This window comes from Dolichospermum sp. LEGE 00246 (genome assembly GCF_015207865.1).
GTDB classification, from domain to species: domain Bacteria; phylum Cyanobacteriota; class Cyanobacteriia; order Cyanobacteriales; family Nostocaceae; genus Dolichospermum; species Dolichospermum heterosporum.
In genome coordinates this window covers 1-13,183 of sequence record NZ_JADEWA010000109.1, presented here as the reverse complement: position 1 = coordinate 13,183, position 13,183 = coordinate 1, and the positions used below count along the sequence as shown (strand labels likewise).

Annotated in this window: 9 protein-coding genes; 6 read left to right on the top strand and 3 right to left on the bottom strand. The window is 38.9% G+C overall.

Translation table 11 applies throughout. The features are described from left to right. The 5 genes from IQ228_RS09930 to recG all read left to right on the top strand — a co-directional run. The coding region (locus tag IQ228_RS09930; protein ID WP_193962774.1) for a zinc ribbon domain-containing protein at positions 1–382 on the top strand (382 nt) is incomplete at its 5' end. Positions 383–624: 242 nt separating this feature from the next. Next, positions 625–1,398: a 30S ribosomal protein S2 gene (gene rpsB / locus IQ228_RS09925; RefSeq protein WP_027403785.1), complete on the top strand. Its 774-nt coding sequence runs from the start codon at positions 625–627 to the stop codon at positions 1,396–1,398. 576 nt (positions 1,399–1,974) lie between these two features. Next, positions 1,975–2,919 carry a translation elongation factor Ts gene (gene tsf, locus IQ228_RS09920; protein WP_027403786.1) on the top strand — a complete coding sequence of 315 codons (945 nt, stop codon included), beginning with the start codon at positions 1,975–1,977 and terminating at the stop codon, positions 2,917–2,919. Between the two features lie 262 nt (positions 2,920–3,181). Next, complete coding sequence (locus IQ228_RS09915; protein WP_027403787.1) at positions 3,182–4,030, top strand: hypothetical protein; 849 nt, start codon at positions 3,182–3,184, stop codon at positions 4,028–4,030. Positions 4,031–4,149: 119 nt separating this feature from the next. Next, positions 4,150–6,615 carry an ATP-dependent DNA helicase RecG gene (gene recG / locus IQ228_RS09910; RefSeq protein ID WP_027403788.1) on the top strand — a complete coding sequence of 822 codons (2,466 nt, stop codon included), beginning with the start codon at positions 4,150–4,152 and terminating at the stop codon, positions 6,613–6,615. A gap of 191 nt (positions 6,616–6,806) precedes the next feature. Here the strand turns inward: recG and IQ228_RS09905 are convergent, their stop codons facing one another. From IQ228_RS09905 to uvrA, 3 genes are all read right to left on the bottom strand, one after another. Continuing rightward, positions 6,807–7,841, bottom strand: coding sequence for a ParA family protein (locus tag IQ228_RS09905; protein ID WP_027403789.1), 1,035 nt, complete (start codon positions 7,839–7,841; stop codon positions 6,807–6,809). Then, positions 7,838–9,031 (bottom strand): ATP-binding protein, encoded by a 1,194-nt coding sequence (locus tag IQ228_RS09900; protein ID WP_193962773.1) that lies wholly within the window; start codon positions 9,029–9,031, stop codon positions 7,838–7,840. Before IQ228_RS09900 ends, IQ228_RS09905 begins: the two co-directional genes overlap by 4 nt. Before the next feature lie 103 nt (positions 9,032–9,134). Continuing rightward, on the bottom strand, positions 9,135–12,044 hold the full coding sequence (gene uvrA / locus IQ228_RS09895; protein ID WP_027403791.1) for an excinuclease ABC subunit UvrA: 2,910 nt from the start codon (positions 12,042–12,044) through the stop codon (positions 9,135–9,137). 403 nt (positions 12,045–12,447) lie between these two features. Between uvrA and IQ228_RS09890 the strand changes: the two genes are divergently transcribed. Beyond that, positions 12,448–13,183, top strand: a 736-nt coding sequence (locus IQ228_RS09890) for a DUF262 domain-containing protein (RefSeq protein WP_193962772.1), incomplete at its 3' end; no start/stop codon positions are given.

Here is a 13,183-nt window from a genome sequence, read left to right as displayed (position 1 = left end):
ATACAAAGCAGAAAACGAAGGGAAGATTTATCAAGAAGTTGATAGATTCTTTCCTTCGTCGAAAACTTGTCATGTATGCCTTAATCAAGTGGGTAGTTTGCCACTTGATATAAGATTCTGGACTTGTGAAAAGTGCCAGACTAGACATGATAGAGATATTAATGCAGCAATAAACCTCAAAGATGAGGGACTACGAATTTTGACCTCTGGAACGGGGGATAAAGCGATGAAGTGTGGTCTTGGGGGTTTCCCCCATGAACAACTTCATCAAGAAGCCTGTCGCCCAGAAATAAGTCGCAGTAATAGAGGACGCAAGAAGTCTACTACTGTGCTTTCTATTGGACAGGAAGCCGACACTGTACCGTCAGGTCAGTGTGGGTAGTTCACAAAATAAATACTAAATTATGCGTAGCACCTGTCACCTGTTATATATTTTCTTTTTGTACATCGGCTTGTGTGTACACCGTACACCTTTTACAAAAAATCCAAGTTCACCACCAAACTCAACATATTTGTGTTACCCTAGTATAGTTGTCTAAAATCCGCACATCTGGGAATTCGGGTGTTTCTTAAATTGAGAAATACACCTAGATGGAGGTTTAACCCGAATAGGAGTAACAAAATATGCCAGTAGTTTCCTTGGCTCAAATGATGGAGTCAGGCGTTCACTTTGGTCATCAGACCAGACGTTGGAACCCCAAAATGGCTCCTTATATCTACACCTCTCGAAATGGTGTACATATCATTGACTTGGTACAAACAGCCCAGTTGATGGATAACGCGTATAATTATATGCGAACCCAGTCAGAGCAAGGTAAAAAATTCCTGTTTGTTGGCACTAAGCGCCAAGCAGCCGGAATTATTGCCCAAGAAGCACTCCGTTGCGGTTCTCACTACATTAATCAACGTTGGTTGGGTGGAATGCTTACCAACTGGGCAACCATTAAAACCAGAGCCGAGCGTCTCAAAGATTTAGAACGGAGAGAAGAAAGCGGCGCACTGGATTTATTACCCAAGAAAGAAGCCTCCATGCTGCGTCGGGAAATGACGAAGCTACAAAAATATTTGGGCGGCATTAAAAATATGCGGAAAGTTCCCGATATCGTGGTTATTGTTGACCAGAAGCGGGAATATAACGCAGTTCAAGAATGCGAAAAATTGGGGATTCCGATTGTGTCCATGTTGGATACCAACTGTGACCCAGACGTTGTAGATATTCCGATCCCAGCCAACGATGACGCAATTAGATCCATTAAACTAATTATCGGTAAATTAGCAGATGCTATCTATGAAGGTCGTCATGGTCAGCTAGAAGCGGAAGAAGACTACGATGATTATGCTGACGAAGACTACGAATATGATGAAAGTGATAGCACTGAGTCAGAAGACGAAGCATAAGCATCTGTGATCGGGATTAAGGCGTACCAAAGAATAAATTAGCCAATTTTTTAGTAGTCTGGCAAATAAGTAGGGGTTTGGCAGTGATCATAGGTGTCAACTTAACGCAAAATATCTATCCCGCAAAGAACTCAACTCGTCTCATTCCCAGTCTCTGACTGGGAATAAATTCTAGAAGGCTCTGCCTTCAATGATATTAGAGGCAGAGCCTCATCAACTGCATTCCTAGTCAGAGACTAGGAACGAGATGCGGTAGGGATTTGAGCTTAAGTTGACACCTATGGGCTTTTGCTTTACCCCTAAATCTATACTAAAGATTGGGGTAAGTAGTGAGACAGAATTAATTACACAATGTCATTGCGTAAGCGTTGCGTGGCGTTAGCCATATGGAACGAAGTGAAATGAAGCACTCGCCAGGGTTGTGATTGCTTCCCTTCCCTTGCAATGACTGTAAATATTTTTGTCCAATTACTTATTTTTTTGATTGGAAGTCTCTTAAATGATTTTCAAATGAGTCCTGATCGTCTGATAATCTTGAATAATATTTGTATCTGTCAAGTTAAGAATTGAGGCAATATGGCGGAAATATCTGCAAAACTCGTCCAAGAGCTACGCCAAAAAACCGGTGCTGGCATGATGGACTGCAAAAAGGCACTGAAGGAAAATGAAGGTGATGTCGAGGCGGCTACAACTTGGCTACGGCAAAAAGGTATTGCTAAAGCTGATAAAGGAAGCGCTCGCATTGCCGCAGAAGGTCTAGTAGACACCTACATTCGACCTGATGGACAAGTCGGTGTACTAATAGAGGTAAACTGTCAAACAGACTTTGTTGCCCGCAATGAAGCTTTCAAAGCCTTAGTTAAGAACCTGGCAAAACAAGCTGCAAATGCTGATACCCTTGAGTCTTTATTGGCTCAACCCTATACTGAAAAGTCCAGCGTTACTGTTGATGAATTCATCAAAGAAACAATTGCAACTCTTGGTGAAAATATTCAAGTCCGGCGCTTTGTGAATTTCTCTCTTACCACTGACAAACCAGGAATAGTAGATAGCTATATTCATACTGGTGGTCGTGTTGGTGTACTATTAGAATTAAATTCTCAAACCGATGCAGCTTCTACCAAGGAAGAGTTCCAAAACTTGGCACGAAACGCAGCAATGCAAGTTGCCGCTTGTCCTAACGTTGAGTACGTTAGCATAGACCAAATTCCTGCCGAAGTTGTCACGAAAGAAAAGAGCATCGAAATGGGTAAGGACGACTTGGGTAATAAGCCAGAGAACATCAAAGAAAAGATTGTTCAAGGTAGAATTGAAAAGCGTCTTAAAGAAATGACTTTACTAGATCAACCTTTTATCCGTGATCAAAGTATTTCGGTAGAAGACTTGGTGAAGCAAGTAGAAAAAATAGTTGGTGAGGGAATTCAAGTCAGTCGCTTTGTGCGTTATGTACTCGGTGAAGGTATTGAAAGGAAAGAAATGAGCTTTGCTGATGAAGTTGCTGCCCAAATTGGTGCTAAGTAATTTTGTTCTTAGAGACTTCTAAATAAAAAAATGTCCCAAAATGTCTTGTGGTGCAAGCATCTTGACTGCTAATAATACAAGGACGGGCAGGATGCCCATCCCACAAGATTGGATACCGTTCGCGGAGGTTTATTAGTGCTGATTGGTGTCAACTTAAGGTAACAAATAACACGCTGTCCTGTTCTTTATATGATGATTATTTATTCAAAATTCTGTATATTTGTACTATACAAAGCAATTAACAACTAACCAGCTTAAACTTATGGCGAGAGCAATTGAACGGATAGAAAAAGATATTACTGACTTAAAAGAGGCGATTAGTGCGATCGCTCAAGAACTCAATTTAGCTTATACTAGATATATAAATCTCCTCGGATCAGCCTTACAAAAGCAACTGATTTTAGCTAGTTATTACCTCTGTACCCAGGGATATCCTGATGAATTTCTGAACTTATCACTAAATCAGCGGCAAAAATTACAACAAGGCATTCGTAAATTCAGTCAACAAGCTGCTAAAGAATTAATTAATTATATTCAACCCCCAAAAGTTACCCAGACGGAAGCAGTTGTAGAAACTGAAGAAAAAGAGAAAATTGAAGAAGAAAATGAAGAGAACGAAGAAAACGAACCACAACCTAAAGCCTTAGATCATTCTAACCCCGTAGAACTAGTTGAATGGCAACAAGATTTAGAAGAAGCAATTCAAGAAACTTTGAAAAAAGTCTCACAAGCAGTTAATATCTTAATCCAGAAAACCGGAGTCCTACCCAAAAAACTACCAGAACCGATTTTAGCCGCTGCCACCGCTGCTGCTGCTTCCTCAGAGGGTTCTAGTAATATGATACCTAGCCCTCCCAATCTATTAAACTTAGTGATAGAAATTAGTGATGAGGAAGATTCCGAAGATTCTAGCCTGACTCAGATTATGGCTATTCACTTACGACTAGGAGAAATAGAATTTGCTGAAGCGACACTATTGGCAGAACGCAAAGGAATTCGTAATATTTTAATGCAATTGAATAAACTAGGACGAGAATATCAAAAAAGGCAAAGAGAACTTAAAATTGCTGAAGCCGAAGCCGCTTGGCGTGCCAGTTGGTTTGAGGATTAAGTAAGTGGGTAGGGGAATTAAAAATGCAAAATTAAAGATTCATAACTATATAGTTTATTGAAAAATCTATCTCTCAAAACTCTATACTCTCTTAACAACTGACAACTGACAACTGACTAATGACTAATGAAACACCCGATTGGATAAGATTAAATAAAGCCTTAGCGTTTGAGGCAGAAAAAGGCTTTATAGATTTAATAGGTAAGCAGTATCGCTTTAGTGAATTTCTGTGTTTGACTTTTGGTAATTTCCCAACTGCCTTACCACCAAAAGAAAGACCCCGCTGGCATCAAGTAGGAATGGAATTTGCCAACTATCCAAATTTAACATTACCAGAAAGACAACACTTAGTAGCAGAAATTAGAAGATATCTAAATCAACTTCAACAAGAACTAGAAACAGAAGAAACCAAAATAAATTACGAAGCTAAAAACCAACATCCCACCACGCCAATTGTTGCCGAAATTAGTAAAAAATTAGCACCAACACTGGATAAAAAACTTAGAGATTTACCAGAAATTGGCATTAAAAAATCTGATAGTTTAGCGCGGTTGGATTTACGTACCGTTCGGGATTTACTGTTTTATTATCCTCGTGATCATATTGATTATGCCCGTCAGGTGAATATTAGTGAATTAGAAGGGGGGGAAACAGTAACTATCATAGCGACCGTCAAAAGATTTAATTTTTTCACCAGTCCTAAAAATAAGAAGTTATCAATTTTAGAATTAATTTTAAAAGACAATACCGGACAAATTAAAGTTACCCGTTTTTACGCAGGTGCGCGTTTTAGTGGTCGTGGTTGGCAAGAAAGTTTAAAACGCAACTATCCTGTAGGTAGTATGTTGGCAGCTTGTGGATTAGTCAAAGGTGGTAAATATGGTTTAACTTTGGATAATCCAGAATTAGAAGTTTTGGCAAATCCAGGGGATACCATTGATTCTTTAACTATTGGGCGAGTTGTCCCTATTTATGCCTTGACTGAAGGAGTAATGGCTAATACAGTCAGACAGGCTGTAATGACGGCTTTAACAGCAGCCGTAAATTTAAAAGATCCTTTGCCTAAAGGTTTACGAGAAAAATATGCTTTGATGGAATTGAAAGAGGCAATTCCTAATATTCATTTTCCCAAAGATAGTGACTCTTTAAAAATTGCCCGTCGTCGGTTAGTATTTGATGAATTTTTCTATTTACAACTTGGCTTACTGCAACGGCAAAAAAAAGCGCGAGAAATTCAAACCAGTGCCATACTGACACCCACAGGTAAATTATTAGAACAATTTGACGAAATTCTCCCTTTTCAATTAACTGGCGCACAACAGAGAGTTGTGAATGAAATTCTCACCGATTTACAAAAACCTGTAGCTATGAATCGCTTAGTCCAAGGTGATGTTGGTTCAGGGAAAACTGTTGTTGCTGTTATTGCTATTTTAGCAGCAATTCAATCAGGTTATCAAGCAGCGTTAATGGCTCCTACGGAAGTATTAGCAGAACAACATTATCGTAAATTAGTAAGTTGGTTTAATCTCCTCCATTTACCAGTTGAATTATTAACAGGTTCGACAAAAGTAGCTAAAAGAAGAGAAATTCATTCCCAGTTAGAAACAGGTGAATTACCTTTATTGGTAGGAACACACGCCTTGATTCAAGATAAAGTCAATTTTCAACGTTTGGGTTTAGTTGTCATAGATGAACAGCATCGGTTTGGTGTACAACAAAGGGCAAAGTTACAGCAAAAAGGCGAACAACCTCATGTTTTAACGATGACGGCTACACCCATTCCCCGCACTTTAGCATTAACTGTACATGGGGATTTAGATGTTAGTCAAATTGACGAATTACCACCAGGAAGACAACAAATTCAAACGACGATGTTAAGTGGACAACAGCGTCCCCAAGCTTATGATTTAATCCGCCGAGAAGTTGCCCAAGGTAGACAAGTTTATATAGTTTTACCTTTGGTGGAAGAATCAGAAAAATTAGATTTGCGTTCGGCTGTAGATGAACATCAGAAGTTACAAGAAAGTGTGTTTCCTGATTTTCAAGTTGGGTTATTGCATGGACGCATGACTTCAGCCGAAAAAGAAGAAGCAATTAATAAATTTCGTGATAATGAAACTCAAATCATTGTTTCTACAACTGTGATTGAGGTGGGTGTGGATGTGCCTAATGCAACTGTAATGTTGATTGAACACGCGGAAAGATTCGGTTTATCACAATTGCACCAATTACGGGGACGAGTAGGACGGGGTGCAGCACAATCTTATTGTTTGCTAATGAGTAGTACCAGAAGTCCCGATGCTCAACAACGTTTGAAGGTGTTGGAACAGTCCCAAGATGGGTTTTTTATCTCAGAAATGGATATGCGGTTTCGCGGTCCTGGGGAGGTGATGGGAACTCGTCAATCTGGTGTAGCAGATTTTACTTTAGCGAGTTTGGTGGAAGATGAGGACATTTTGCTGTTAGCGCGACAAGCAGCAGAAAAAGTGATTGATATGGATGCAAGTTTAGCGCGTTGGCCATTAATGCAGGATGAGTTAAGGTATAGGTATGAGCGGTTAATGGGTGGCGCGATTTTGACGTAATTGTCTTAGAGGATGTTTTATAAATCCTTGATCATTATTTTCCTATTGATTAATACAGTAAGTAATTGGACAAAAATATTTACAGTCATTGCGAGGGAAGGGAAGCAATCACAACCCTGGCGATTGCTTCATTTCACTTCGTTTCATTCCCAATGACATTGTGTAATTAATTCTGTCTCACTACTTATTAATTATATTTGGGGAATGTCAACTTGTGTCCTTTCGGCTATTTTATAAGCTAATTTTTGAAAATCTTCATGAACATTTCTCACTACCTTAGTATGAGCGCCAATAGCACCATCAGCAGGTTTTAAGTAAAACATCGGTTTATGAGCTTCTTGAGCCATTGGCATCAAACTTTGGTAGTTTTTAAGTAAGGCTAAACAATTGGGATCATTTTCGATAGAAATTATATTTTCACCAGGCTGATCTAAAACATCTTCTCTATAAACTGTGGGGATACGAGCAATCCAACGTTCATAAGCTTTAACTGGACGATCTAATCTAACTGAGTGCTGCAAAACAATATAACCAACAGGTTGCATTATTCCTTGGGGAAGTTGTAAATCCTTTGCTAAACTTTTTTTACCTGAAGAATTTGTTTTGGATAACCTTTCTTGCCACTCTGCACGCCAAGTTCTTAATGTGGGACCAAGGTTACGCAAGCCTTGGAGAGAAAATAAATCTGGTGCAAGGGGAACAACAACATAGTCAGCAGCAATTAAGGCTGCACGATTTATTGCTCCTAAATTGGGTCCCAAATCCATCAATATTACATTTGCTTGGTGTTTAACGGCTGTTTGTTGGAGAATCCTCCAGAAAGCAGAAATTACGCGGAAAGCCCTTTCTTGCCCACCTCCACCAAGACAATTAGTCCACTGTGCTGAAAGCTCATCTTCAAAACCAGAAAGAGCTAAATCTCCAACTAAAAGAGCTAAGTTTTCAGATTCTGGGATATATTCTAAATGTGGATTATCAATATCACCAATACCTTTTAATAATGGTTGTACGCAATCAAAGACAGTTGTTGGTTCACTATTTCCTAACCAAATTTGTTCCAAGCGTTCCTCATCTAAAAAAGCAGTAGTAAGGTTAGCTTGGGGGTCTAGATCAGCAGCAACTACTCGCAATCCTAAGTCTTGATACATCCAGGCCAAGTGATAGACTAAGGAAGTTTTACCAACTCCTCCCTTGTTATTAAAGAAAGCAATAATCTTTGCATTCATGATTTTTTCTTCAGTGTTACCAAAACATGGGCATCTTCCACAGTAAATTCCAGAGGGGGATTACCATTTTTTAGAAGTTGCTGACGAGCAAGTTCAATTCCTAAACCAAATCTCTGCACATAACCAAGATTTTTCATTGCTTCAGCCAGGTGAGGATTGCGATAGTCAGTTATCCCTGGTTGACCAAAATTTTGCCGATTTACCTGACCAAAAGGTCCACCAGGATTTTGAATTTCGATGCGATCATTAAACCAGGTAATTCTGACTGGTGCATTTGTCCCTTCATAGGTACGGTGCATCACTGCATTTCTTCCTAATTGTTGTAAGGCAACTATGGGATAATCAGGTTGTTGTAACTCAATTGGTTGGGCTGTAATATCAGTAGCAACAGATATATTAACTTGAAAAATTTCGTCGAGCATCCGCAACAAATCTGGAAGCGCACCACCAATTTCTTTTTGATCTTTAATTGGATCAGTTAACTCAGTACCACCAATACGAAGAAATTGAATATAGGCACAGGGAACGAATTGTCTAGGGTCATTACCAATAACTAATACACCCAAAATAGTTGGTTTAGATAACGCATCAATTGTGGCAAACCGCATTGATTTGAGTTGTTGTTCAACTGAACGTTGATTTTCTTGCAAAACATCATTTGCTAAAGATGAGGGTAAATAAACTCGACGAAAAATTTCTAAATCGAGATCATTTAAACTTGCTGATGTTAAAGGTCTTAAATCAAAAGGTAAATCTTTGGAACGTCTTTTTTCAGCTAAACGACGTTCTTCTTCTGCTGTTGCAGTAGCTCTGCGGGGGCCTACTCTAATCCAAACTCGTCCCTTAAAACGTACAGGAGGAGCATCCGATGGTTCGACAATTACAACTGCCAGTTCACATCCGCCAATATTGCGTTTTTGGACAATCGTTGATGGAAAAGGTAAAATGTTGCCATCATCCCGCATACCTGAAACTGTCAGCAGAAGTTTATCATCTATGGTCAGGTTCGCACAAGTTCCATTATCATTAACCCCAATAAATAAAACTCCTGATTTTTGATGATTGGGTAAATCGTTAGCAAATGCACAAATTGCTTCACAAAGTTTACCTCTATCGGATATTGAAGCCTTACGTTCCACTCCATCTGATTCCATATTATTTAGGAGAATTTCTAACTCCTGATCATTCATTGAGTTTCTCCTTATTCATAACTCGTTACTTTTTGATTGTGCATTAATATTCTAGCCTCACGTCTTATTTTTTTCTTTTTTTGGGTCTTTGCATGAGAAAAAATCACCCCACCGCTGGATATTGTGCCAATACCTGCTGTAAATATTGACCAGTATAAGAACGGGGATTTTTCGCCACTTCTTCTGGCGTTCCCGCAGCAATCAGTTCTCCGCCTTTATCTCCTCCTTCTGGTCCTAAATCTATGACCCAATCAGAACAACGAATTACATCTAAATTATGTTCAATGACCAAAATGGAATTGCCTTTATCTACTAATCTTTGGAGAACGTCTAACAATTTGTGAACATCATAAAAAGATAAACCTGTGGTTGGTTCATCTATTAAATAAAGTGTTTTTCCTGTGGCACGTCGAGATAATTCTGTGGCTAATTTCACCCGTTGGGCTTCGCCACCGGATAAGGTTGTGGCTGGTTGTCCTAATTGCACATAACCTAAACCAACATCAAATAATGTTTGTAATCTCGTTACGGCTTTGGGAATGTTTTGACAAAAATCTAATGCTTCTTCAACTGTCATATTCAAAACATCAGAAATTGATTTATCTTTATATTTAACTTGGAGCGTTTCCCGGTTATATCTCGCACCTTTGCAAATTTCACATTGGACATAAACATCAGGGAGAAAGTTCATTTCGATGACATTTACACCTTGTCCACTACAAGCTTCGCAACGGCCACCTTTGACATTAAAAGAAAATTGTCCAGGTTTGTAACCTCTGGTTTTGGCTTCTACGGTTTGGGAAAAGACATCACGAATAATATCGAAAACTCCAGTGTAGGTTGCGGGGTTGGAACGGGGAGTTCTACCTATGGGTGATTGGTCAATGACAATGGCTTTATCAACGCAGTTTAAACCTTTAATTTCATCTATATCTTTGGGTGCGGGAGCTTTTTTGAGAAGATGATGTTGTAGGGATGGATAAAGTAATTCGTTAATTAAGGTAGATTTTCCTGAACCAGAAACACCTGTAACCGAAACAAGTTTTCCTAAGGGAATTTCTACATCTATATTTTGTAAGTTGTTGCGATGGGCATTTCTAATAGTTAAGGCGCGACCATTTCCTTCTCTTCTTTTAGCTGGGGTAGTGATGACTCTTCTTCCTGATAGGTAAGCACCAGTTAAAGACTCTTCAGCATTGAGTAAATTCTCTAAACTGCCTTCGGAAATAATATTTCCACCATGAATTCCGGCACCTGGACCAATATCAACTATATAGTTAGCAGCGCGGATAGTTTCTTCGTCATGTTCGACGACGATTAAGGTATTTCCTAAGTCGCGTAATTTGGTTAATGTTTTGAGTAATCTGCCGTTATCTCGTTGATGTAGTCCAATGCTGGGTTCATCTAAAACGTAAAGAACTCCTGTTAGTCCTGAACCAATTTGTGTGGCTAACCGAATGCGTTGGGCTTCTCCACCTGATAATGTCATGGCGGGACGATCTAAGGTGAGGTAATCTAAGCCCACATCTAATAAAAATTGTAATCTGGCTTTAACTTCTCTGAGAACTAATTCGGCTATTTGGGTTTGGCGATCGCTCAATTTTAATTTTTCTATTCTTTCCCGACATTCCCGAATGGAAACACTGGTAAAATCTAAAATCCCATATTGTCCTAACTTTACGGATAAGGCTTCGGGTTTTAATCTTTTCCCACCACAAACTTCGCAGGGTTGGTCAATTAAATATTCTTCCAATTTCTGTTTGACTAATTCTGTTCCCCCTTCATACTGTCTTTGTAAAATGGGAATTACACCTTTGAAACTCTGCTTTTTCTCTTCTGTAGTTTTCTTGTTTTCTTCCCCATACAAGACAACTTTTTGCTGTTCCGGTGTCAACTTCCCCCATTGAGTTTGTAATTCAAAGCCATAATTCAAGCCGACAGCATACAGCAATTCTAAATAATAGGAGTTTTCCTTTTCTGACCAGGGAGCGATCGCTGCATACATAGGCGAATCTGGGTTAGGTACAACCAATTCCGGGGAAAATCTTCTTAAAGTCCCAATCCCGTGACAATGGGGACAAGCACCATAAGGGGAGTTAAAAGAAAACAACCGGGGCGATAATTCTTCCATTACCGCACCATGTTCGGGACAAGCAAAGTTTTCCGAAAACACCATTTCTTCTTCTTTGTCCGTTGTCAGTTGTCCATTGTCAGTTGTTTCTTCATTACCACTCACCACTGGCTGACTAATGACAACTGTAGCAATTCCGTTAGATTGCTTAAGACAAGTTGCTAGGGAATCTACCAAACGCTCTTGAATACCATCTTTCTTAACTAATCTGTCAATAACCAGTTCTATAGTATGTGTGTTATTTTTATCTAACTCAATGGAATCCGATAGCTCTCGCACCTCTCCATTTACCCGAATGCGGACAAATCCTTGGGCGGCTAAACCAGAAATTAATTTACGGTGAGTTCCCTTTTTCCCGCGGACTACAGGGGCTAGAATTTGGAAGCGGGTACGGTCGGGAAGTTCCATGATGCGATCGCACATCTGGTCAATGGTCTGAGGGGCAATAGAGCGATCGCACATTGGACAATGGGGTTCACCTGCGCGACCGTATAACAACCGCAAATAATCATAAATTTCCGTCACCGTCCCCACCGTCGAACGGGGATTATGGGAAGTTGATTTTTGGTCAATGGAAATTGCCGGACTTAAACCTTCGATGGCTTCCACATCTGGTTTATCCAACTGTCCCAAAAATTGCCGAGCATAGGCACTGAGGGATTCTACGTAACGGCGTTGACCTTCGGCAAAAATGGTATCAAACGCCAAAGAAGACTTACCCGAACCGGAAACGCCAGTAAAGACAATTAAGCGATCGCGGGGTAATTCCAAATCAATATTTTTCAGATTATGCTGCCTAGCACCTCGAATACGGATAGTATTTTGGCTATTGTGAGCGTTTGGAAGCACATCGTTTAAAGAAGCAGCTAGATTTTCTGACATATTGACAGGCTAAGGAAAGATTACACAGTGAAACAATCCTTAATAATACTATCTTTACTCAGGTTATAGTAAAGTATCAATCATCTTAATTTTCTAACCAGGATATCACTTTATATTTTCTTGATTTAGTAGATAATTAGAAAAAATCTTGCTGAGGATAGGGTTATGGTTTCACAAATCGCCGCACCAGCCCAGCTAGAGGTCATTTACCCAGATTGTGACGGACGACTGGTGGCAAATAACACAATTCAGTTTCCTATTCTTGTAGAAATTCAGCAAAACTGAGATTATCTGTTTGCTAATGCTCCAAATATATTTGTAGATGAAGATTTATTTTGGTATCCCGTCGAGGGCAAAAATACATTAGTAGAGGAAGTACAAGCAATAATTTAAGAATATAATTATGACAGAAACAAACTATTTGCAACAAAATAATATTAATTCAGAATATGAGGAAGATATAGATATTGAAGAGGAAGAGGAAGAAGAAGAACCAACTCTTTCTCAAGGATTTGATCCGACTTGCATTAGTATGGGAACTAATATCATGACCGTACAGCAAATTCTGGACAGATTAAATAATCATCGAATGATCACACCTGAATTTCAACGAAAAGAAGGTATTTGGACTAGAACTGCAAAAAGTCGGTTAATTGAATCTCTTTTATTGCAAATTCCTTTACCTGCTTTTTATATTGATGCAACTAATGATGATCAATGGTTAGTCATAGATGGAATCCAAAGAATAACAACATTTAAGGAATTTGTCACTGATCAAAGTTTTAATCTGAATGGATTAGATTTTTTCACTGATTTACATGGTAAAAAATATCAGGAACTTACACCTCGGTGGAAAAGAAGAATTAAAGAAACAAAACTAACAGTATATTTACTTTTAAGAGGAACATCACCCGAAATTACTTTTAATATATTTAAACGGATTAATCAAGGAGGAACTGCACTTTCTGCTCAGGAAATGCGTTATGCTAAAAACTCTTCAAATAAAATCACAAATTTATTAAAAGAACTTTCTGAATCTCCAGAATTTAAAAAAACAACAGATAAGGGAATTAAAGATAAAAGGATGATTGACCAAGAATGTATTTTAAAAGTTTTATCTTTAATGACAAGTAATATAG

Excerpts from the sequence above, each read along its gene's own strand:
- rpsB (WP_027403785.1), top strand. The coding sequence starts at position 625 with ATGCCAGTAGTTTCCTTGGCTCAAATGATGGAGTCAGGCGTTCACTTT.
- IQ228_RS09905 (WP_027403789.1), bottom strand. The coding sequence starts at position 7,841 with ATGAATGCAAAGATTATTGCTTTCTTTAATAACAAGGGAGGAGTTGGT.
- uvrA (WP_027403791.1), bottom strand. The coding sequence starts at position 12,044 with ATGTCAGAAAATCTAGCTGCTTCTTTAAACGATGTGCTTCCAAACGCT.
- recG (WP_027403788.1), top strand. The coding sequence starts at position 4,150 with ATGACTAATGAAACACCCGATTGGATAAGATTAAATAAAGCCTTAGCG.
- IQ228_RS09915 (WP_027403787.1), top strand. The coding sequence starts at position 3,182 with ATGGCGAGAGCAATTGAACGGATAGAAAAAGATATTACTGACTTAAAA.
- tsf (WP_027403786.1), top strand. The coding sequence starts at position 1,975 with ATGGCGGAAATATCTGCAAAACTCGTCCAAGAGCTACGCCAAAAAACC.
- IQ228_RS09900 (WP_193962773.1), bottom strand. The coding sequence starts at position 9,031 with ATGAATGATCAGGAGTTAGAAATTCTCCTAAATAATATGGAATCAGAT.